Annotated in this window: 19 protein-coding genes; 10 read left to right on the forward strand and 9 right to left on the reverse strand. The window is 71.2% G+C overall.

Annotated elements, in window-relative coordinates:
- Positions 1-25: 25 nt before the first annotated feature.
- The 4 genes from ABZ801_RS09820 to ABZ801_RS09835 all read left to right on the forward strand — a co-directional run bounded on the left by ABZ801_RS09820 (position 26) and on the right by ABZ801_RS09835 (position 2,874).
- Positions 26-853 (forward strand): SAM-dependent chlorinase/fluorinase, encoded by an 828-nt coding sequence (locus tag ABZ801_RS09820; protein ID WP_360695143.1) that lies wholly within the window; start codon positions 26-28, stop codon positions 851-853.
- A gap of 2 nt (positions 854-855) precedes the next feature.
- Positions 856-1,251, forward strand: a complete 396-nt coding sequence (locus ABZ801_RS09825) for an NUDIX domain-containing protein (RefSeq protein WP_360695145.1) — start codon at positions 856-858, stop codon at positions 1,249-1,251.
- Positions 1,252-1,423: 172 nt separating this feature from the next.
- Positions 1,424-2,221 carry a hypothetical protein gene (locus tag ABZ801_RS09830; protein ID WP_360695148.1) on the forward strand — a complete coding sequence of 266 codons (798 nt, stop codon included), beginning with the start codon at positions 1,424-1,426 and terminating at the stop codon, positions 2,219-2,221.
- A gap of 23 nt (positions 2,222-2,244) precedes the next feature.
- Complete coding sequence (locus ABZ801_RS09835) at positions 2,245-2,874, forward strand: serine hydrolase (RefSeq protein ID WP_360695705.1); 630 nt, start codon at positions 2,245-2,247, stop codon at positions 2,872-2,874.
- A gap of 134 nt (positions 2,875-3,008) precedes the next feature.
- Here ABZ801_RS09835 and ABZ801_RS09840 read toward each other — a convergent pair whose 3' ends face one another.
- The 6 genes from ABZ801_RS09840 to ABZ801_RS09865 form a co-directional block, all read right to left on the reverse strand.
- Positions 3,009-3,227 carry a sugar phosphate nucleotidyltransferase gene (locus ABZ801_RS09840; protein ID WP_360695151.1) on the reverse strand — a complete coding sequence of 73 codons (219 nt, stop codon included), beginning with the start codon at positions 3,225-3,227 and terminating at the stop codon, positions 3,009-3,011.
- A 79-nt stretch (positions 3,228-3,306) separates the two neighbouring features.
- Positions 3,307-4,500: a hypothetical protein gene (locus ABZ801_RS09845; protein ID WP_360695154.1), complete on the reverse strand. Its 1,194-nt coding sequence runs from the start codon at positions 4,498-4,500 to the stop codon at positions 3,307-3,309.
- 37 nt (positions 4,501-4,537) lie between these two features.
- Entirely contained in the window at positions 4,538-6,007 is a 1,470-nt protein-coding gene (locus ABZ801_RS09850) for a glycosyltransferase family 2 protein (protein ID WP_360695157.1), read from the reverse strand.
- A 617-nt stretch (positions 6,008-6,624) separates the two neighbouring features.
- Positions 6,625-8,049: a sorbosone dehydrogenase family protein gene (locus ABZ801_RS09855; RefSeq protein WP_360695159.1), complete on the reverse strand. Its 1,425-nt coding sequence runs from the start codon at positions 8,047-8,049 to the stop codon at positions 6,625-6,627.
- Positions 8,042-8,917, reverse strand: coding sequence for a fumarylacetoacetate hydrolase family protein (locus ABZ801_RS09860; protein WP_360695162.1), 876 nt, complete (start codon positions 8,915-8,917; stop codon positions 8,042-8,044). Before ABZ801_RS09860 ends, ABZ801_RS09855 begins: the two co-directional genes overlap by 8 nt.
- A complete protein-coding gene (locus ABZ801_RS09865) occupies positions 8,917-9,378 on the reverse strand; it encodes a VOC family protein (protein ID WP_360695165.1) in 462 nt (153 codons plus the stop codon). Before ABZ801_RS09865 ends, ABZ801_RS09860 begins: the two co-directional genes overlap by 1 nt.
- 84 nt (positions 9,379-9,462) lie before the next feature.
- Here ABZ801_RS09865 and ABZ801_RS09870 point away from each other — a divergent pair, with 84 nt between their 5' ends.
- From ABZ801_RS09870 to ABZ801_RS09880, 3 genes are all read left to right on the forward strand, one after another.
- Entirely contained in the window at positions 9,463-10,065 is a 603-nt protein-coding gene (locus ABZ801_RS09870) for a helix-turn-helix domain-containing protein (RefSeq protein WP_344945361.1), read from the forward strand.
- 150 nt (positions 10,066-10,215) lie between these two features.
- Positions 10,216-11,544, forward strand: coding sequence for an MFS transporter (locus ABZ801_RS09875; protein WP_360695168.1), 1,329 nt, complete (start codon positions 10,216-10,218; stop codon positions 11,542-11,544).
- Positions 11,541-12,203 (forward strand): hypothetical protein, encoded by a 663-nt coding sequence (locus tag ABZ801_RS09880; RefSeq protein ID WP_360695171.1) that lies wholly within the window; start codon positions 11,541-11,543, stop codon positions 12,201-12,203. Before ABZ801_RS09875 ends, ABZ801_RS09880 begins: the two co-directional genes overlap by 4 nt.
- 53 nt (positions 12,204-12,256) lie before the next feature.
- Here ABZ801_RS09880 and ABZ801_RS09885 read toward each other — a convergent pair whose 3' ends face one another.
- Entirely contained in the window at positions 12,257-13,426 is a 1,170-nt protein-coding gene (locus tag ABZ801_RS09885; RefSeq protein ID WP_360695174.1) for a serine hydrolase domain-containing protein, read from the reverse strand.
- A gap of 334 nt (positions 13,427-13,760) precedes the next feature.
- On the opposite strand from ABZ801_RS09885, the gene ABZ801_RS09890 reads away from it, so the two are divergent.
- The gene (locus ABZ801_RS09890) at positions 13,761-16,685 is read left to right on the forward strand and encodes a BTAD domain-containing putative transcriptional regulator (protein WP_360695177.1); all 2,925 of its coding nucleotides are present in this window, start codon (positions 13,761-13,763) and stop codon (positions 16,683-16,685) included.
- A gap of 222 nt (positions 16,686-16,907) precedes the next feature.
- Positions 16,908-17,198 carry a hypothetical protein gene (locus ABZ801_RS09895; RefSeq protein WP_344945375.1) on the forward strand — a complete coding sequence of 97 codons (291 nt, stop codon included), beginning with the start codon at positions 16,908-16,910 and terminating at the stop codon, positions 17,196-17,198.
- Between the two features lie 241 nt (positions 17,199-17,439).
- On the opposite strand, the gene ABZ801_RS09900 is transcribed toward ABZ801_RS09895, so the two are convergent.
- Positions 17,440-17,913 carry a helix-turn-helix domain-containing protein gene (locus ABZ801_RS09900; RefSeq protein ID WP_360695181.1) on the reverse strand — a complete coding sequence of 158 codons (474 nt, stop codon included), beginning with the start codon at positions 17,911-17,913 and terminating at the stop codon, positions 17,440-17,442.
- Positions 17,914-18,579: 666 nt separating this feature from the next.
- Here ABZ801_RS09900 and ABZ801_RS09905 point away from each other — a divergent pair.
- Positions 18,580-18,897 carry a hypothetical protein gene (locus tag ABZ801_RS09905; RefSeq protein ID WP_360695184.1) on the forward strand — a complete coding sequence of 106 codons (318 nt, stop codon included), beginning with the start codon at positions 18,580-18,582 and terminating at the stop codon, positions 18,895-18,897.
- Between the two features lie 340 nt (positions 18,898-19,237).
- On the opposite strand, the gene ABZ801_RS09910 is transcribed toward ABZ801_RS09905, so the two are convergent.
- A complete protein-coding gene (locus ABZ801_RS09910; protein ID WP_360695187.1) occupies positions 19,238-20,455 on the reverse strand; it encodes a DUF5685 family protein in 1,218 nt (405 codons plus the stop codon).
- Between the last annotated feature and the right edge of the window lie 100 nt (positions 20,456-20,555).

The raw sequence follows: 20,555 nt of genomic DNA on the forward strand, positions 1-20,555 counted from the left end.
AGATCCGCTTGGTAGCCTCGCTGCCGTGCCCGACCGTCCGTTCGTCAGCCTGACCACCGACTTCGGCGCCGCCTACACCGCCATCTGCGCCGGTGTGATCTACTCGATCGCCCCGTCGGCGAACGTGCTCGTCCTCAGCGACGAAGTGACGCCCTACGCGGTGACCGAGGGCGCCATGCTGCTCCGCCAGGCCCTTCCGTACCTGCCTGCCGGCGTGCACGTCGGGATCGTCGACCCGGGCGTCGGCACCCCGCGCCGTCCCGTGGCGGTCGTCACCGGACGCGGCGACGTGCTGATCGGCCCCGACAACGGGCTCCTGCCCCCGGCCGCCGAGGTGCTGGGCGGCGCGGTCCACGCGTACGAGCTGGCCGACCCCGCCCACCGGCTGCCGGAGGTGTCCACCAGCTTCCACGGCCGCGACATCTTCTCCCCAGCCGCCGCGCACGTGGCCAACGGCCTGCCCCCGGCCGAACTCGGCCCGCGCGTCCCACCGACCGCCCTGCGCCCGCTGCGGGTGCCACCGGTCACCAAGGACGACGACGCCCTGACCGCGTCCACCCTCTACATCGACCGGTTCGGCAGCCTCGTCCTCGCCGCCAGAAGGGACGACCTGCCCGCCACGCCCGCATACGGCACGCCCCTGGAGGTCACCTGGACCACTCGGGACGGCACGCCCCGCACCATCCGCGCCCCGTTCGCGGAGACCTTCGGCAGCGTGGCCGAGGGAGAGCCTTTGCTGTGGGTCGACTCCTCCGGCTGGCTCGGCCTCGCCGTCAACCAGGGCTCGGCCGCCGCCCGCTTCGGCCTCGCCTCCGACGCCGTGCTCACCATCCGCCCCGCCACCGAGGAGTGACCATGGACCTGGACGTCGTCGCCTGGCTGCACACTGTCGACGGCCGCCTGCTCGCCGTCCGGTCCCGCGGCCGCGACCTGCTCTACCTCCCGGGCGGCAAGCGCGAGCCCGGCGAGGACGACTGGTCGGCCCTCTCCCGGGAGGTCCGCGAAGAGCTGGCCGTCCAGCTGGACGAGGGCTCCTTCCGCGAGGTCGGCGTCATCCGGGCCCCCGCCCACGACCAGCCCGCCTTCACCCACGTCCGCATGGCCTGCTTCACGGCCGCCTATCAGGGCGACTTCCTCCCCGCCGGCGAGGTCGACGAGTACCGCTACGTGGCCCCCGCCGACCGCGACCTGCTGGCCCCCGCCGCCCGGGCGGCCCTGGACATGGCCACCGCCCAGGGCCTGCTGTCCTGACCCGGCGGCGCCGAGCGCTCTCCCGGCAGGTCAGGGCGCCGGCGAAGTACGCGACGCCTCTCGTCGTTGATTTTCGTTGATCCGTCGTTGACGGCTTTTCCCGTTGTTCGGCTGTGGGTGCGCCCTCCGCTCCCTATGATCACGAATTCACCATCGGGGAAAGGCGAGAACAATGAGACGTAGATGGCTGAACGGCTCCGTCGGCCTCATGACGGTGATCGCGCTGGCGGGCTGCTCGGCCGGGGCGGAGGCGGTCGACGTGAAGAAGGCCGCCCAGGCGCAGAAGGGGACGGCGAGCCCGGTCGCCGAGCGGCTTCGGGAGACCATCGACCGGCTGCGGTTCGAGGAGGTCCTGGACACGGCGCCGCCCGGCTCGGCCCAGGCCCGTGCGCTGCGGGCTCCCGTGGACAAGGAGGCCACGCAGTCGCCGCGGCAGCGTGCGCGCCTGTACGCGGCGGCCGAGCCGAAGCCGATCGTCCAGCAGCCGCAGATGGACGCGACCATCATCGAGCTGGACAGGAACGGGCGCCCCGTCTCGTCCGGAACCGTGCTGATGAGCCCGCTCTACAAGGACGGCGTCGTGGTCCCGGTCGACCGCAACCTGTCCACGACGAGCGTGCGCTGGCGGCAGTGGGACGACGCGGGCTGGTACGCCAACAAGGGGCAGGGCTCCATCGACGTGGTCGCGGGCAGGGAGAACGCTCCGCTGGACCACATGCTCAACTATCCCGCCTCGGTCCTGAAGCTCATGGTCAACTTCGGCGTCCTGCGGCTGGTGGACCAGGGCAAGATCAAGCTGGACGACACCTTCGACTACCGGCCCACCTCCGACAGTTCCGTGTCCCTGTGCGGCACCGCCACCTCCAAGACGGTCCGGCAGTACATGGACGAGTCGCTCACCTGGTCGTCGAACGGGCGTCCTGCGCCCTGGTCAAGCTGCTCCACGAGCAGAACGCGATCGACCCGCTGAACCAGACCTTCCAGGACCTCGGCCTGGAGACGCTCCAGCTCAAGGGCACCAACCCGGCCACCGGCGGCCGGTGGTCCAACTCGATCACCATGGGGTCGCTGGACACGGCCAAGCTGCTGGCCCTGGTCAACGGCGCCCCCGGCCGCGTCTGGACCGCGCCGAACGGCAAGCCGGTCACCAGCGACGCGGTGCTGAGCGCCTCGTCGCGCGCGTTCTTCATGTCCAGGCTCAGGCAGCAGGGCTTCAACGACATGCTGTCGACCACCAACTGGTGCGGCGGCGCCTATCCGGCGCCCGGCATCCCCAACGCCGCTCCCGCCCGCTGGATCGGCGCGGACGGCACCGTCACCGTGGCGGGCAACAAGTTCGGCCGGGACGTGCGGCCCTGCAACGCCAAGGCCGAGGTCTCCTTCGCCCACAAGACCGGCTGGGTGAACAACACCGCCAGTGACGCCGGCATCGTCCGGGCCCTGCCGGGCAAGGAAGGCCGCCACTACATCATCGTGGTGTTCTCCAACCTGGGCACGCAGTACGTCGACGCGAACCGTCCCGACACGCCTTCCGGCATCTACCCGTTCAGCTACACCGAGAAGTTCGCCCAGCTGGGCCGCGCCATGGACTCCTACGAGAGCCGGCGCGCCAAGAGGAACTGAGGCACGGCCGAAAACCGTCGCCTCTCCCCTCCGGGTGTGAGTGCGTGTGACTGGAGGCGGGCCCGGCCGGTGACATACCGGCCGGGCCCGCCTCCAGCCGTGTGGTGGCACTCCAAGGGCGCGCGCCGGCCGGGTCATCCCGCCTGTCGGACGGCGGCGGGGGCGCCGGGTTCGACCCGGGTGCCGGGCCCGAGCCGCATGACCATCCGGTCGACTCCCGCCGCCGCGGCCCGGGTCATCAGGTGCGCCAGGTAGGGCACCCCGCCCACCGGCAGCATCGGCTTGGGGATGTTGACGGTCATGGGGCGCAGGCGGGTGCCCTTGCCACCGGCCAGCACGATTGCCTGGGTCAAGAGAACTCTTTCTGGTCGGCCGCGCTCCGCCGGACGGCAGGCAGGGCCGCCCGGCCGGAGTGCGGGTGTCACTGTGGGGTCACTGTCGGGGTGTCCGTGTGGGTGTCACCGTGGGGTGCCGCTCTGGGGTTCGACCACGGAAACAGGTGCGGATGGCCTGCTCGGTCTTGGGACGTCCGGCGAAGCTGAGCCGGGCGCTGCGCTCGGGGTCGGCGTTGGCGGGGTCGGTGTCGAAGTCGACCATCCACCAGTAGAGGCCGCGCATGTTGTTCTTGCGCACCACCCAGCACACCGCCGTGTACCAGCGGGCCTGCATGGTCTGGTCGACCCTGCGGCGGTTCACCCAGTCGCCGGGCGCGCTGTAGGCGCCGGTCTGCGCGGCGATGCCGACCTCCGACAGCAGGATCCGCGACGGCCGGCCGTCGTGCATTCCGTCCAGCCAGTTCTTCCAGCCCAGGGCCAGCTGCTTGACGGTGGCGTCGTCGGGCAGCCCCAGCGGCGGGTAGGCGTCCAGGCCGATCCGGCGGAACGGCACCGACCTGCGGCCGGTGCGGAAGCTGTCCCAGTTCATGTCGTAGCTGAGCTCTCCGGGGAACCGCCGCTGCGCCCAGGCCGCCAGCCCCCGCCACCGCCGGTCGGCCTGCAGCGAGTTGAGTTCGGTGCCGATGACGAAGGTGGCGGCCTGCTCGTCGGCGGCGACCTTGAGATAGGGGCTCAGGAAGGTCCGGTAACTTGCGAACCACCCGTCGCGGGAGGCGGGCTGAACGGCGCCGCGCCACTCGGTCTCGGTCCTGACCAGGTTGGTCTCGTCCATCAGCGGCCGGACGGTGACCCGCAGCCCGGCGGCCCGGGCCTCCCGCAGGACGATGCCCAGGCGCCGCGGCGTGGGCGTCCGCCTGGGAATGGCCCCGACCTCGGAGGATGCCGGCCCCGCCATCCGGAACGGGAAGTTGATCGAGACGGCGTTGGCGTTGAGGCTCACCAGGTAGCGCATCATGCGCTGGGCCTTGGCGCGCACGTGCGCCTCGTCATCGCGGGGGCTGTTGACGTAGTAGACGTTGACGCCCCACTCGCGCATGCCGGGCTTCCAGCGGGCCGGTTGCACGGCACCCGGTGATGCCGCGACCTGCCGGGAGCGGGACGGATTCCGCGTGTCGGTGCCCAGCATCCGGTCGCGCAGGTCGAGCAGCGGGCGGTCCCCCACGGTCACCGCGGTCGCCACCACTCCGGCGACCAGTGCCGACGGCACGGTGAAAAGGATCTTGTAGTTCATGATGGTGATCGGTCCCCCGGGATCCGGTCACCGGCCCTCAGGCCGGCTTGGCGATGACGACGAACTTGTTCTCCTCGCGCCGCACGAACCTGATGAAGCCGCGCAGGCCGCCCCAGCCCTCGATGAGGGAGAACAGCGGGATCAGCAGCAGCACCACCGGCGGTTCCCACCAGCGCCGCCGACCGCCGGCCGAGGCGTGCGCGTTGAGCCGCAGTCCCTCCCAGTAGCACCACACGACGTAGGCGAAGTTGATCGCCCACAGCACGGCGATGACCATGCTGACCGGGGAGGTGTTCACCGTCCCGGTCGCCCAGGCCACCAGGAGGACGAACCCGACGTGCTGGAGCGGCCCCAGCACCCACGTCGCCACGCACATCCCGAGGAACGCCCGGTAGCGCAGCTTGATGGTGCGGTTGAACACCAGGCCGACCAGTCCCCACGCCCAGCGCTCCCGCTGCTTGACGAAGTCGCGCACCGATGCCGGGGAGGCCCCGTAGCAGCGGCCGGCGAACCAGTCGCTGCGGCCCGGGTAGCACTGGCTGAAGTTCAGCGCCAGCTGCGCGTCCTCCACGATCGCCTTGGGGCCGAAGTCCCAGCCGATCCGCGCCTCGATCGACGCGCGGATCAGCAGCAGCTCGCCGTGCAGCCCGGCGATCGGCGTGCCGCTTCCGGTGATCGCCCGGAACCGTGCGATGTCGTCGGCGGGACGCACCGCGTCGGCCAGCCAGGTGAACCGGCTCACCGCGTTCTCGCGCGGGTAGGTGAGGATGCCCTGCGCCAGGTGCTTGGCCTTGGCGCCCGCCCGGCGCTGCCGGTTGACGAACTGCGCCATCGCCGCGGCGGTGTCCGGCCCGACGGCGGTGTCGTCGTCCATGTGCAGAACCCATACGTCGTCGCGGGCCTCGCCCTCGGCGATGCGCAGTTCGTGCGAGTACTGGTTGGCGCGGGCCTTGAACCGGGTCCCGTTGCGGGTCCGGTAGGCCGCCGGTACCTCCACCACCCTGACCCGCGGAAGAGACCGCGCCAAGGCCGCGATCGCGTCCGCCGCCTCGCATCCCTCTTCGGTGACGATGTCCACCCGCATGGAGGGGAAGTACGCCGGCAGGTGGCGGACGTAGGACTCCACCGAGCGCCTGAGCGCGGGATAGGTGTCCCGCCGTCCCACCGTCGGGACGACCACGAGCAGTGCGTCGTGCACGGCGGGGGACGGCGGCGGAAGCCTGCGGAGCTGCCGTGCGCGGCGGCGCATCAGGACCGCTCCCTGCATGCCCACCACCGACCCGATGACGGGCAGCGACCAGACGACGCTCAGGACCCAGTTCAGCGCTCCGCCGCCGGGTTGGTACGACCAGAAGCAGAACACCAGGATCACGGCCAGCGGAAGCAAGAAGGGCAGGAGGCCCGGTTTCCAGGGGACGTAGCTCTCAGCCTGCGGCCGCCGCGCAGGCGCGGTGGTCGCCCCTGCCTCCGGGGGCGGCTCGGGACGGGGCGGAATGGCGGTGGTCATCGCTGTTGCAGTCACCTTGCGGATCGGGGCGACGACGTTCGGTTCCGGCCGGTGAGCGGGTCGTGCCGCATTCCTCACGACGCATCGCCAGACACGAGAAAAACGGTCCAGATCACTTCGGCGAGGAAGGACAGTACAGCACGGAGAATGGCTGTCGAACTCCCTGGAGATCCGGGTTTTTCCCCATTTCTACTGTTGACGTCTGGCGTCGCGCCCCGGTTTACATGACCTTGGGGCGAATCAATGCCGCCTTGTCCGCGTCCGCCGGGCGGCCGGACTCCGGCCGCCCGGCGGACGCGGACACCCCTCCTTCCCTGAAAGCAGCCGTCCAGGTGTTCGTGCAGGTGATCCGCTTCAGGGAACCCGGGCCTCGGTTTCGCCCGCCCGCGCAGATGCGCCGTCCGATCTCCACGCGGCGACCTCGCACAGGACATGCCTCAATGCACGCAGGGCGCAGAACATTCTCGACTTTCCCGTACTCGGACCGGCGGCCCCGCATACGCCTGCGCACCGCAGTGAAACGGTCATGACCACCCGACCGTCAGGGCCGGACGTCTTTCAAAACGAACCCCCGTTCAATGAAAGCAGAAGGCGGTTACATATCGCCTACGGGCGACTTAAGGACGGCTTTCAGGGGCCACTCTCCACACACGGTTGCCGGCGTCGTCGGCCACCAGGAGGCCACCGGCCCTGTCCATGATGACTCCGACCGGCCTGCCGTACGTCTTGTCGCTCTTGGGGTCCGGCCGGAAGCCCGTCAGGAAATCCCGTGGAAGGCCGTCCGGCCGCCCCTGTTCGAACGGCACGTACACCACCTTGTAACCGACGGGGTTTCCACGGTTCCAGGATCCGTGCTCACCGATGAAGGCACCGCCGCGGTACTGCTCCGGAAACAAGGTGCCCGTGGAGAACGCGAGCCCCAGCGGCGCGGTGTGCGCGCCGAGCGAGTAGTCGGGCCGGACGGCCTTGGCGACGAGGTCGGGCCGCGGCGGCTTGACGCGGTCGTCGGCGTGCGTCCCCCAGTAACTCCACGGCCACCCGTAGAAGTCGCCCGGCCTGACCCGGGTCAGGTAGTCGGGGGCGACGTCGTCGCCGAGCACGTCGCGTTCGTTGACGACCGTCCAGGGCGTGCCGGTGGACGGTTCGACGCCCAGGCCGTTGGGGTTGCGGATGCCGGACGCGACGACGCGTTCACGGCGGCCGTCCAGATCGACCTGCAGGACGACGGCGCGCCGCTTCTCGGCCGCCAGGCCGTTCTCCCCCGCGTTGCTTCCGGAGCCGACGGTCACGTACAGGCTGCGGCCGTCGGCGCTGGGCATGATGTTGCGCGTCCAGTGGTTGTTGTAGCCGCCCGCCGGCAGATCGAGGATCTTCTCGCCGGGCGCGGTGATCCTGGTGTCGCCGCTCTTGTAGCGGTACCGCCACACCGCGTCGGTGTTGGCGACGTAGAACCAGTCCCCGACCACGGCCATGCCGAAGGGGTGGTTGAGGTTCTGCAGGAACGCGCTGCGGAAGTCGGCGACGCCGTCGCCGTTGGTGTCGCGCAGCAGGGTGATGCGGTTGGCGCTGTCCTTCACCGCCCCGTCGTTGCGGCGAAGCCAGTAGAGCAGCCGGGTGCCGAGGGAGTCGGGATCCTTGGGCGGAGTCGCCGCCTCGGCCGCCAGCACGTCGCCGTTGGGCAGCGAGTAGAGCCAGCGGGGGTGATCCAGGTTCGTGGCGAAAGCCGTGACCGCGAAGCCCTCGGGGGCGCGCGGCGTCGCGCCTTCCGGCCATCCCACGACGTTGGGCGCGTTGACCTTGGGGATCGGCTCGGGATTGGGCGGCGCCAGTTGCGGGGAGGGGCCGAGCCTGGCCGGTCCCTGGGGTTCGCTGCCCCGGTTGAGCAGGTAGTAGACGCCGCCGACGGCGAGCAGCGCCAACGCCACGACGGCCCCGGTGACGGAGACCAGAACGCGCTTGACCAGCCGGCGCCGCTGACGCGGACGCGGGGCGGGCTCGGCCGGAGTGTCGGAGAGCTGATCGATCGCGGACTCGTCAGACATGAGAGGTGCCGTTTCGTGTGGAGCGGGGTTCGACGACGCGCTGCCGCAGCTCCCCGATGCCCTCGACGTCGCTGACGAGTTCGTCGCCGGGCGCGAGGTAGCGCGGGGGCTGCCGGGCGAACCCGACGCCCTCCGGGGTGCCGGTGAAGATGAGGTCGCCGGGCAGGAGCGTGACCGTCCTGGACAGCCGCGCCACCAGCTCCGCCACCGGGAGCACCATCTGGCCGGTGCGGCCGTCCTGCACGCACTCGCCGTTGAGCGACGAGCGCAGCCGCAGGTCGTCGGGGTCGTCGAACTCCTCGGGCGTCACCAGGCACGGCCCCGTGGGCCCGAACCCGGGATGGGACTTGCCGAGGCTGAACTGCGGGACGGGCCCGGCGAACTGCATCGTCCGCTCGGACAGGTCCTGCCCGGCCGTCAGTCCGGCGACGTGCTCCCACGCGCGCGACGCCGGGACGTCGCGCGCGGTCCTGCCTATGACGACCACCAGCTCGATCTCCCAGTCCACCCGGCTGTCCCCGTCCGGCAGAGCGACGTCGCCGACCGGACCGGCGATGCAGGTGGGGAACTTGGTGAACACGGCGGGTTCCGCGGGGACGCCGACGCCGCTCTCGGCGGCGTGCGCCCCGTAGTTGAGGCCGATTCCGAACACCTGCCGCGGCTCCGGGACGGGTGGGCCGAGACTCGCGGGCTCCACCGGCTCACCGGCGACGTTCCGCACACCGTCGGCCCAGCTTCTGAACTCGTCCCAGCGCCGGTAGAGCGACGTCGGGTCGGCGGCGAAGCGCCCGCCGCTGGCCGACTCGACGTCGATGGCGGTCCCGTCGGTGAGCAGCACCGCGCGTCCGCCGAGATTCGCCAGCCGCATCAGCGCTCGCCCCCCTGCCGTCCCCAGAGGAAGGCGAGGTCGCGGAACGCCTTGAACTCCAGGCCGTTGCCGGACGGGTCGGCGAGCATCATCATGGCCTCCTCGTGCGGCTCGCCCCGGTGCCGGACCGTCGGCTCGACCACGAACGCCACCGATCGGGCCGCCAGGCGCTCGGCGAGGGCCTCCCACTCCGGCCACGGGAGGACGACCCCGAAGTGCCGGACGGCGATGTTGGCCCCCTCGGCAGCCGCCCGGTGCAGCCGCGCGTCGTCCCCCTCGACCAGCCGGACCACGATGTGGTGCCCGAAGAAGTCGAAGTCGGCTGCCCGCTCCGCCCCTTTCTTCCGCGCCTCGGGGCACCCCAGAACGGTGCCGTAGAAGTGCCGGGCGGCATCGAGGTCGGGCACGGGAAATGTGTGGTGAAACGGGTAATGAGCGCTGCCCGCGGTCGGCTGGCCCATCGGATCCTCCCTGGGATAGACTCCACTCCTCAGAACTTAACAGTCGTAAGATGTAACACTCGTTAAGTTAGGACGTCAATATCCGTGCTCACCCGCGACAGGATTCTCGACGCCGGACTGGAACTTCTGGAGGAGGAGGGTCCGCACGGCATCACCATGCGCAAGCTGGCCAAACGCCTCGACGTCACGGCGACGGCCATCTACCACCACGTCGACGGACGCGACGTCCTCCTGGACGCGATCGTCGACCGGGTCTGTGCCGCCATCGTGGCCGAGGCCCCACGGGAGGGCGGCTGGCGCGACCGGCTGCGCGGGCTGCTGACCGTCCTGGTCGAGCGGGCGTCCCGGCATCCGCGGGCGTCGGTGTGGGCCATCACCGAGTACGCCCGCCGGCCGCCGGTCATCCGGTTGCACGACGCGATGCTGTCGATCCTGCTGGACGCCGGGTTCACGCCCGCTCGCGCGGTTCATCTCAAGGGCGCGGCGATGCGGCTCGTCGTGGGGCATCTGGTGATCCTGGAGGCGTCGTCGCGGGAGTGGAGCCGGGCCCCGGGCGAGGGCGACTCGGCCTTCGAGACCGTGCGCCCGGCCCAGGAGAACGCCGCCCCGGCCGAGGCGTTCCGCGTCGGGCTCGACGCCCTCCTGGCGGGCATCGCACCCGGCCCCCGGCTTCCGGACGACGATTGACGCTCACTTCTAACGAGTGTTAATCTCCGCATATCTAACACTCGTTAAGTGGGCCGCGTCCGCCTCTCTGACGCCTTTTCGCGCGTCCGGCGGCGAATTCACCGCGCAGCCCGGACGACATGCTCATCCCACCCCCCAGGAGCATGAGAAATGGCGACGGAAAGCGCACGGAACCCGACGGCCGCCGATCCGGTCGCCTTCACCCGCGACCGGCGTTACCTCCGGTCGCTGCTCCTGATGCTCGCCGGGGCGTCGTTCTTCCAGGGATACGACAACCAGATCTTCGCCCTGCTGTTGTCGGACATCCAGAGCGACTTCCGGGTGGGCGAGTCGACCCTCGGCGCGATCAACATCGTCAGCGAGCTCGGCACCTTCGCCGCGTTCTTCGTGGCCCGCGGCTCGGACCGCTTCGGCCGCCGGGCGCTGCTGCTGTGGTCGGTCGCGGGCTACACGCTGTTCACCGCCCTGACCGCCCTGAGCTGGGACGTCTGGTCGTTCGCGAGCACGCAGTTCCTCGCCCGGGTCTTCATCGGCACCGAGTACGCGGTGAGCGTGACGATCATCGTCGAGGAGTTCCCGGCGCGGCGGCGGGGGCGTGCGCTCGGCGTCCTGCTGGCGGCCGGCGCCTTCGGCAGCGTCGTCGTCGCCGGTCTGCTGGGTTCGGGCCTCCAGGACGGGCCGCTCGGCTGGCGGACCTTCTACCTCATGGGGCTGGTGCCCCTGGTGGTGCTCGGCGTCTACCGGCGGCGCCTGCGGGAGACCGAGCGGTTCGCCGCGCTCCAGGCCGCGCGAGCGGCCCGGGCGGAGCAGACCGCGCGAGTGAAGCGGGCGGAGCGGGCGGGCCCTTCGTTCCTGCTGCCCTGGCAGCCGCGCTACCGGCGCCCCCTGGTCCTGGTCGGCCTGGTGTACGTCTTCACCGCCATCCCCCACTACGGCGCCACGGCCTGGTGGGCGTTCTACGCCGAGCGCGAGCGGGGGTACGGCTCGGGCGAGATCTCGTTCTTCGTGATCTGCGCGTACGGGCTCGGCATCGTCGGCTACCTCCTGTGCGGCCGGGCGATGGAACGTTTCGGCAGGCGGCCCACGGCGCTGGCGTACGCGGCGGGCGCCCTCGTCAGCACCGCCGTGCTGTTCCAGGTCGGCGACAAACGGCTGGCGTTCGCGCTGGTCGTCCTGTCGGTGGTGTTCGGCCTCGGCATCCGGCCGGTGCTGGGCGCGTTCGCCACCGAGCTGTTCCCCACCGAGATCCGCGGCCAGACCGCGGCGTGGATCAGGAACGTCTTCGAGATCGTCGGCACGACGGCGGGACCGGCCGTCGTCGGGCTGCTGGGCGATCACACGATCGGCGCGATCGGCACGATCGGTGACACGGTCACCGCGGTGGTCCTGCTGTACCTGCCGGTGATCTGGCTGATCTGGCGGTACATGCCCGAGACCCGCGGACGGCTCCACGAGGACAGGCTGGTGACGCGCTCATGAGCACCGACGCTTGCGGCGAAGCCCGTGACAAGGCTCCCGAGAACACGACCGAGGACAGGGCCGAGGACGGCTTCGCCGGCGGTCGGGCGGCAGCGCGGCGCGCGTTCGTCGTCGCGTGCCTCGTCCTGGTCACGACGCTGCTGGTGGCGGGCTCGCTGCTGCTGACCGTCGGGACCGTTCCGGCCAGGCCGGAGGGCGTGGCCGAACGCTGGCTGACCTACGCGGGCGAGAGCACCCGCGCCGGCGTCGGCCTCCAGGCGCGCGCCCACGCCGACGCGATCGGCCCGGTGGCGCTCGCGGCCTCCATGCTCGACATCGGGACGGGCGGCGGCGAGGCCGCCTTCGCCACGGTGACGGTGGGTTCCGCGGACGTCTACGGTGATCTCGCGCGGGTTCCCTTCCACGTGCGTCAGCGGCGGGACGACGTCCCCGAGCCGGACGTTCACGGCACGCTCTCCTTGCGGCGGACCGGGGACGACTGGCGCGTCACCGGCCTGGACCGAGGCGCGGGCGTCGCCCCGGCCCAGCCGTCCAGGCGCACACGGCCCTGGCTCTTCCCCGGGGCCCTTCTGCTGGCCGTCGCGGTCGCCGCCACGTGCTCGCTGCTCGTCCGCGTCGCGACCCCTTCGACGGGCCGGCGGGACGGCGCCCGGGGTTGACCCGCGGACGCCGTCCCACCGGCCGGCCTTCCCTCAGCGCGGACGGCGGGTCGTCACCGGTTGCCGCACAGCGCCCGATCGGTCAGCTCGTTGGCGGCCGTGAGCTGGGCGAGCTTGGCCTTCTCCTCCCCCGGCTGGGTGGCCAGCATGATCTCCACACTCGTCCCGCCGTCCTCGGCGACGGAGTTGACACTGGACACGCCGAACATGCTGCCGCCGTGGAACCAGGCCCACGTGCCGCAGGAGGTCCGCCGCTTGGCCAGCCCCAGCCCGTAACCCGCGTCCTTGTACAGCGTCCGCCACGCGGTGGCCGGCACGGTCTGCTTCATCTGCTCCAGTTGCGCCGCCGGCAGCAGCCGCCCGCCCAGCAGTGCCCGCAGGAACCGGTTCATGTCGTCGGTGGTGCTGATCAGCCCGCCGTCGGCGTACCCGTCGGACATGATGGACACGTCCACCAGCGGCCCGCCCGGCGTGAACCGCTCGTAGAACGTGGCGCGCGGCTGCGGCACGTACGCCGAGGACCCCGGACTGTAGGTGTGCTCCAACCCCAGCGGCGCGATGATGCGTTCGTGGACCTCGTGCTCCCAGGGGTTCCCGGTCGCCTTCTCGATGATCATCCCGGCGACGATGTAGTTGGTGTTGGAGTAGCTCCAGCGCTCGCCCGGCGTGAACTCCGGCGCGTGCCGCATCGCCATCCTGACCAGTTCCTCCGGCCGGTACGACCGGAACCGCACCTTGCGGTATCCCTCCGGCGTGTGGTCCTGGTCCTGCGGCAGGTAGTAGCTGTAGTCGTACAGCCCGCTGGTCTGCCGCAGCAGATGCCGCACGATGATCTTCGCCCCGTCGTTGCCGTTCCCCTGGACGAGGCCGGGCAGCCAGCGTTCCACCGTGTCGTCGAGGCCGACCTTCCTCTCGGCCGCCAGCTGCAGCATCACCGTCGCCACGAACGTCTTGGTGTTGCTGCCGACCCGGTAGTACCCGTCCCAGGGCACCGGCCGCCGCGTGTCGAGATCGGCGACGCCGCTGCGCGCCTTGACACTCCCCTCCTTGTGCACCACCTGCGCCAGCACCCCGGTGGTCCCGGTGTCGCGGATGGCGTCGACATCGTGCTGCAACTGCTCCCGCGAATAGCGCGGCGCCCCGGAGGCGGGCACCGCGACGGCCGCCGCGACGAGCGCGGCGAGGCCGATCCCGCCCGCGCACTGAGCGATGCGTCTCATCATGTGACCCCCGTCTTCGATGATCGGCAAGGCTACGGATCCGCATCCCGCCCGCACGATCAGGCCACCTGCAGACGTCCCGGTGGGGATGACCTCACCCCCGAGTTCCGGCGAACCTGTCGTCCGGCCGGTCGATCACTCACCCGGATCCGGCTGAAACCGTGGCCGGTCACCTGCCGTCGAAGATGTCGTCTTTCGCCGGACCGATCGCCCGTGCCGCGCGGCGGCGCGTGCGGTGACGCCGGGCGTGTTCGCTGCCGGGAAACGTCTGGCGTCCATAAGGGAGGCTGGCGAAGATACGTGGGGATTGACCGGATCTCACAGCGTCGGGGGGCTGATGGACACCGCTGTCGAATTCAGGGTGCTGGGTCCGCTTGAGGTCGTTCGCGGCGGGCGGGAGATCCCGCTGTCGTCGGGGCGGCAGCGGACCGTGCTGGCGTGCCTGCTGGTCAGCGCCGGCCGGCTGGTCACGGTCAGCACGCTGATCGACCGGGTGTGGGGCCAGGACCCGCCGTCCGGCGCCCGTGGCACGGTCCAGGTGCACCTCATGCGGCTGCGGCGCACCCTGGGTGATCCGGCGCTCATCGAGACGAGGCCCGACGGATATCTGATCGCGAGGGGCCCGGACGACCTGGGGCGCCTGGACGACCTGACCGTCCGGGCCGGCGACGCGGAGCGGGCCGGCGACCTGGACCGCGCGCTGCGGGCCCTGCGGGAGGCCACGGCACTGTGGCGGGGGCCGATCCTGGCGAACGTGGCCTCGTCCTGGCTGCACACCGAGCAGATCCCCCAGCTCACCGAGCGGTGCCTGAAGACGGCCGAGCACCGCTACGAGCTGGAACTGCGGCTGGGCAATCACGAGGCGGTCATCGCCGACCTCAAGGCGCTGGCCGCCGCCCATCCCCAGCGCGAGCCGCTGCACGGCCTGCTGATGCGGGCCCTGTACCGGGCGGGCCGCCAGGCCGAGGCGCTGGACGTCTACGACCGCGCCGCGGCCACGTTGCGCGACGAGCTCGGCCTGGACCCCGGCGACCGGCTGCAGGAGCTGCGGCAGGCGATCCTCACCCGTACCGAGGACGCCGGCGTCCGCCCGCAGGCGCCGGTGTCGCTGGTGGCGGACGACGCCTGGCGGGCGGCCTGCCAGCTGCCCCCGGCACCCGCCGACTTCACCGGGCGGGCGGACGCGCTGGCCCGGATCGAACGTCTCCTGGCCCCCGAACGCCTCAGGCCCCTGGACCTGGCGGTCCCGATCGTGACGGTGTCGGGACCGCCGGGTGCCGGCAAGACCGCGTTGGCCGTCCATGCCGCGCACCGGCTGCGGGAACGCTTCCCCGACGGCCAGTTGTACGCCCCACTCGGTTCCCGGGACCCCGCCGACGTCGCCGAGGACCTGCTGCGGGGCCTGGGCCTGGCGGCCGCCGCGATCCCCGAGCGGATCGAGGCGCGCGCCGCGGTGCTGCGGGCCCGGCTCGCCGACCGGCGCGTCCTGCTCGTCCTGGACGACGCCGACGAGGCCGCCCAGATCCAGCCGCTGCTGCCCGGCACCGCGGGCTCGGCCGTCCTGGTCACGAGCCGGCGCCTGCTCGCCGACCTGCCCGGCAACCATGTCGTCCGGCTCGGCCCGCTCTCGCCCGGCGAGGCCGGCGACCTGCTCCAGCGGATGGTCGGCCCCGGCCGCGTCGCCGCCGACCCCGACGCGGCCCGTGACATCGCCGCCGCCTGCGGTCACCTGCCCCTGGCCCTGCGCATCGCGGGTGCGCGGCTGGCCGCGCGGCCGTCCATCGGCCTGGCCGGCCTGGCCGGTCGCCTGCGGGACCACCGCCGCCGTCTCGACGAGCTGTCCCTCGGGAGCCTGGAGGTCCGGGCCGGGCTGCGGCTGGCCTACCAGGCCCTCGACCCGGCCGCGCGCACCGCGTTCCGGCGGCTCGGCCTGCTCGCCCGCGCCGACTTCTCCCTGTGGCTGCTGACCCTGCTCACCGAGCACGACGGTGACGGCCGTGACGCGGACCGGGCGCTGGAGGCGCTGGTCGACGCCAACCTGCTGCAGCCCGCGGGCGTCAACGCCGCGGGCGAGCCGAGCTACCGCTACCACGAACTCACCGCCGACTTCGCCGCCGAACTGGCCGGTAGCGCCGAGGCCGACGGCCGGCTGGCGCTGCGCCACCTCGTCCGCGCGCTGACGTCGCTGACCGCCACGGCCGAGCACACGCACGCCCGCGCCTTCGACGACCTGCCCGCGCGGCGTCCCGCCGACGCGCCCGCCCGGCCCTTCGCCGACGCGGCGCCCGTCACCGTGGACGCCGCGCCGCCCGATCGGCGCGTCGGCGTCAGCGACCACCTGGAGGCGCACGTCCGGCGTCTCCCGCACGACCCGATCGGCTGGTTCGCCGCGCACCGCTCCCTGCTCGTGCACATCGTGGAAGAGGGATGCGCGCGGGGCCTGTACGAGGACGTGGCGGACCTCGTCGACCGGGTCGTGCCGCTGCTGCACCGGCAGGTCGGCGCTCCGGCGCTGCGGCGGCTCCGCGAAGCGGTCCGCGACGCCGCCCGCGACGCCGGCGACGAACCCGTCATGTGGCGCGCCGAATACGGCCTCGTCGTTCTCGCCATGTACACCGAACGCCGAGCCGACATCGTCCACGCACTGCGTGCCTGCGTACGGGCGTTCGAACGGCTCGGCATGACCCGCGAACTCTCCTACGCCCTGGGCGAGCTCGTCTCCGCGGAGGTCAGGCCCGGAGCCGAGGTCCCGGCGCGCGACGGCCACCAGCCGCTGCCCGGCTGCTCGGCCATGGCCGAGCGGGCGGTCCGGCTGGCCCGGCAGGCCGGTGACCGGCACGCCGAGGTCATCGGCCTGGTCGCCCAGGCCGACGCGTTGGCGGCGTCGTTGCACTTCGATTCCGCCCTGTCCACGGCGGACCGGGCCCGGCGGCTGGCACACGCGCTGGCGGCCCCGCACTTCGAGGCGACGGCGCTGAGCCGCGTCACCCGCTGCGCCCTGGCCGTCGGCGACACGGAACGGGCGGCGGAGGCGTGCCGGACGGCGCTGCGTCTGCTGGACGACGTCCAGGACCACCGGGGCACGGCCTGGATGCTGCGCGAGTCCGCCCGCATCGCGCTGGACGAGGGCCGCTGCGACGACGCGCTCGTCCTGGCCGAAAAGGCCGCGGAAAGGTTCTGCGAACTCGGCGACGAGCGCGGTCACGCCCTGGCCTCGGCCACGCTGGACGACATCCGCCGCGCCCGCTCATGCCCGGCCTGAGCGTCCCCGCCGGGCGGCACCCGCAGCGTGCGGGATAGCGGGGACACGTCAGTGAGGCGCATTCCGCCGCAGCCGACAGGGTTATCCGATGTGCCAGGGGCGCCCTTCACGGCGTTCAGTGTGCTGTCGCCGGAATGTAAATGCCGCTTTGTACCGTCGCTTGCGTTCTCTTCGGCGAATCCGACCGGCCCTGACCGGGCATTCCATCGAAAGGACGGAAACGTGCGGAAAACGAGTCTGCGCAGCGGGCTGACGTTGGCGCTCGCGGGCGCCGGCATGGCTGCGGCCGTTTCGGTCGCCACTCCGGCATCGGCCGCCCTGCCGCGCAACTGCGAGTGGGAGGCGCTCACGACGACGCAGTTTTCCTGGGGAACCGGCCATGGCTGGCTGAACTCCGGCGACCGCGTCTACGGAGCCGACACCAGCAGCACCCTCCGCCAGGTGTACGCCTACAAGTTCGCCCGTACGGGCACGGTCGACATCACGAATTTCAAGACCATCTACTGCGAGTAGGGCTGAGTGGGGGGACCCTCGGCTACCGTGCCCTCGAGAAACCCCGTTCGGAAGCACTGGGCGATTCCCGCCCGAGCGGCTCGATGTGACCGATCACGCGGTGGAGTGCCGCCGTAAAGGCGGCACTCCACCAAAGGCACGGGAGTCATCTTGTCCGCGGCACCCTATGCCGTCCTCATCATGATCAGCAAGGCTGAGAGCATGACGACGCTTCCGGAGACCTTGGCGGAGAAGGCCTAAGTTAGAACTCGCCCTGCCGATGCAGTTTCAGGCCGTGATCGCGCCAGAGCTCCGCGATGAAATTGTGCGACACCTCGATGCCCTCACACTTGAGGTATCTGGCCATCGCACGGCTCGACCAGCGGCTGAGCCCGCTTTCCGCCGGCGGGGAGGAACGGGTCAACGCGATGATCCGGGAGCGGACCGGCTCCGGCACGCTGCGCGGTCGTCCCGTCGATCTGCTGCCGGTCAAGCCGTTGATACCGCTCTGTTCATAACGAGCCAGCCAGCGGTAGACGGTCGCCGGTGTCGTGCCCAGGGCCGCGGCGATCTCCGACACCGGACGCCCCTCGCCTCGCCACAGCACCATGTGCACTCGATCTACAACAGAATCCGCCGCATCCTTCCCACCGGCAAGAGCGATCAGCTTCTGGCGCTCATCTTTCGACAGGTGCATTTCCACCACAATGTTTCGAGAGCTCGGAGCAACGTACATGAAATGAAGGTGAACATCGGATATCAGAACGCCCGGCGGCGGTCCACAGAGGGTGCCTCTCCAGCCCCGACCGGCTCATGACTGGTCGGGCGTCATCGAGATCGTCGAGGCATGCGGACCGCCTTCTCGGCCTGCAGAGTGCGGGCATGGCGGGTAGTTCACGGTGCGTTTGTAAAGTGCCTCCAAATCCTCCGGGGAGCCGTTGAACCGAATGCTCACCAGCTCGGCCCCCACCTGGCCCGGTCAACGTTGGGCAGGCCGACCTTCTTGAGCATCGTGCAACCTGTCGATCTGAGTTGAGTACTACTGTGCTCGTGGCCTTCGCCTGGAGCACTTGAGACCGTCCGTCTCTGCCAGGTTGTGGCAACCCCGAAGGGGACGGCGGTCGACCGCGTGGGCAACAGCGTGTCCGAATCCATGTCTCCGCGCCCTGTAGTGGGGCTGCGCCCGTGTTTCCACGCCGGTCGGGTCAGTGTCCTGCACGAGGCATCGGAAGCCGCTGCCCATGGCTCCACCGGACACGGTGTCTTGGCCGTTGACCTGCTGCTCATCTCCGCGGAAGGGGGTGAGTGCGACAGGCACTCGTATGCAGCGACCGTGGCCTGCTACAGAGGGCCGCGACCCGGCACGTGAGCGCCGTCAGCCGAGTGTTTGCGGCAGAACGAGGTGCTCCAGCAGGTCACCACGCTCCTCGTGCATGAGCCGCCGCTGGGCTGGGACCACGTCCAAGTGGATTACAGAGGGATGGGCGACTACATCGAGGCGGGCGCGCTGCTGCGCATGACAAACGGCGCCCTGTACGGGGCGCCGCTTCCGGAGAAGGTCCAGAACCTCCTCACCCGATTGCGCGCCGGAATGTACCGACCCGGCCGGGGGACTTGGTTGCACACGACGTACTGGTTGGATTACCCGACGACGTACCAGATCCATTACTCCCGGCACGAGGCGCCCCAGTTCTGCACGCCGCCATCAGCGGAGCAATAAGCCCGTGAACTCGTCCTGTTCTCGCGCGGCGCGGAACATACGCCGGACTGGCTGAAGGCGGCGGCCGAAGCCGACCCACCGGCGAACACCTCCTGACGACCGACAACCGCCAGCGCGGCCCTCGTCTCGCTCACCTGGTGCCCGCACGCCCCCCTGGGCCCGCTGGTACGCCGTTCTCGTGGCGGAGTCGCCTTCGTTCCACGCCACGCGTCGCCCTCGCCACAGTTGATCGCGGCGATTGTGACGATGGCGGCGGTAAGCGGGCCAAGGCGTTCGGCGTCTACGGCGCGGTCCCGCCGGAAGGCTGTTACCCAAGCGGGCGCTGGTTAAGAACCGGGGATCAGACGCCGGAGTTCCACTCGGCGCAGGTCTCACAGCAGCAGCCGTCGCGAGTGCACCAGCAGCGCCCCCCGCAGCCCTTGCCGTGGTGCTTGCTCCACGGCGGCTGGTAGCAACCGCACGTCGCACCGATCAGGGGGCTGACCAGGCACGGGATGGGGAACGGCGGACGCTGGCGCGGGCCCTTGCCGCCGAACATCCCGCCGCCGCCAGGCGGGTAGTGGCCCCCGCCGCCGTGTCCCCCATGTCCGCCGTACCCGCCGTGTCCGCCGTGGGGCGGTGGGGGCGGGTACCCGCCCTGCGGCGGGTACGGCCCCTGCGGGGGATACGGGCCCTGCGGGCCTTGCGGGCCGTAGCCGCCCGGCGGGTAGGCGTTGAACACCCGGTCGACCGACCGGGCCACCTCACGATCCAGCAGCGCCCGCACCAACCGCCGGTCCTGCATCTGCACATCCGCCAGCGCCAACCGCAACCCGTGCGCCGCCTCATCACACAAACGACGCGCCTCGGCCAGATCGGTACCAGTGGCCACCAGCGGGTTGTAGGCACCCGAGGCCACGTCGTCCGCCAGGTCCTCCACCGCGTCCACCAGATGCGCGATACGGCCGAAGAACCGCCCCGCCTCCGCCAGCGCCTCGGCGTTGCCCTCCCGCCCCGCCAGCACCGCGGTATGCGCGAACACCGCCGCCACCGCCGTCTCCGCCGGCTCGGTCAACTCCAGCAACCCCAAGCCCCCGGCGGCCTCCAGCAACGGCTGCCGCGCCACCGCCTCCCGCAACACCCCCGGATCGAACCCCACCGCCGCACCCGTACGCGCCCCCGCGGCATCCCACCGATCCGCCATCCGCCCCGCAGCCGCCGCCACCACCCGCCGCGCATACGCGCCGTCCCCATCGGCCACATGATCACGGGTCTTGCCCGCCGCCAGCAGCAGCGACGCCGCCGCCGCCAGCCGCGCACCCTCCGCCCGCGCCGACACCACCTCGGCACCACGCATCCCCCGCAACGCACACGGCCCGGCCTTACGACGCGGCGACAACTCCGGACACTGCGCCTCCACCAGCACCGATACCAGCAACCCGTCATAGTTGGTCACCAGACGAGCCGCCTGCCCATGCTCACCACGCAACGTCAGGCACAACCCGCACAGATGCGCCATCCAATCCTCGAACAGCGACCCGCACAGCACATGCCTGCACGGACGAACCACACCGAACATTTCCCCACGTCTCCTATGCGTTGGCCCGCAGCACTACTCACGGACGTGATCTTCAACGAATCGGTTCCGGCCCTTTCGAGGTCCGGGTCCGCTCCCCCCG

The sequence above is a fragment of the Actinomadura sp. NPDC047616 genome, from assembly GCF_040642915.1.
Classification (GTDB): domain Bacteria; phylum Actinomycetota; class Actinomycetes; order Streptosporangiales; family Streptosporangiaceae; genus Spirillospora; species Spirillospora miaoliensis.

What these genes read in the sequence shown, in the direction of transcription:
- ABZ801_RS09880 (WP_360695171.1), top strand. Translation starts at nt 11,541, where the DNA reads ATGAGCACCGACGCTTGCGGCGAAGCCCGTGACAAGGCTCCCGAGAAC.
- ABZ801_RS09910 (WP_360695187.1), bottom strand. Translation starts at nt 20,455, where the DNA reads ATGTTCGGTGTGGTTCGTCCGTGCAGGCATGTGCTGTGCGGGTCGCTG.
- ABZ801_RS09875 (WP_360695168.1), top strand. Translation starts at nt 10,216, where the DNA reads ATGGCGACGGAAAGCGCACGGAACCCGACGGCCGCCGATCCGGTCGCC.
- ABZ801_RS09850 (WP_360695157.1), bottom strand. Translation starts at nt 6,007, where the DNA reads ATGACCACCGCCATTCCGCCCCGTCCCGAGCCGCCCCCGGAGGCAGGG.
- ABZ801_RS09845 (WP_360695154.1), bottom strand. Translation starts at nt 4,500, where the DNA reads ATGAACTACAAGATCCTTTTCACCGTGCCGTCGGCACTGGTCGCCGGA.
- ABZ801_RS09885 (WP_360695174.1), bottom strand. Translation starts at nt 13,426, where the DNA reads ATGATGAGACGCATCGCTCAGTGCGCGGGCGGGATCGGCCTCGCCGCG.
- ABZ801_RS09830 (WP_360695148.1), top strand. Translation starts at nt 1,424, where the DNA reads ATGAGACGTAGATGGCTGAACGGCTCCGTCGGCCTCATGACGGTGATC.
- ABZ801_RS09900 (WP_360695181.1), bottom strand. Translation starts at nt 17,913, where the DNA reads ATGTACGTTGCTCCGAGCTCTCGAAACATTGTGGTGGAAATGCACCTG.
- ABZ801_RS09890 (WP_360695177.1), top strand. Translation starts at nt 13,761, where the DNA reads ATGGACACCGCTGTCGAATTCAGGGTGCTGGGTCCGCTTGAGGTCGTT.
- ABZ801_RS09825 (WP_360695145.1), top strand. Translation starts at nt 856, where the DNA reads ATGGACCTGGACGTCGTCGCCTGGCTGCACACTGTCGACGGCCGCCTG.
- ABZ801_RS09860 (WP_360695162.1), bottom strand. Translation starts at nt 8,917, where the DNA reads ATGCGGCTGGCGAATCTCGGCGGACGCGCGGTGCTGCTCACCGACGGG.
- ABZ801_RS09855 (WP_360695159.1), bottom strand. Translation starts at nt 8,049, where the DNA reads ATGTCTGACGAGTCCGCGATCGATCAGCTCTCCGACACTCCGGCCGAG.
- ABZ801_RS09865 (WP_360695165.1), bottom strand. Translation starts at nt 9,378, where the DNA reads ATGGGCCAGCCGACCGCGGGCAGCGCTCATTACCCGTTTCACCACACA.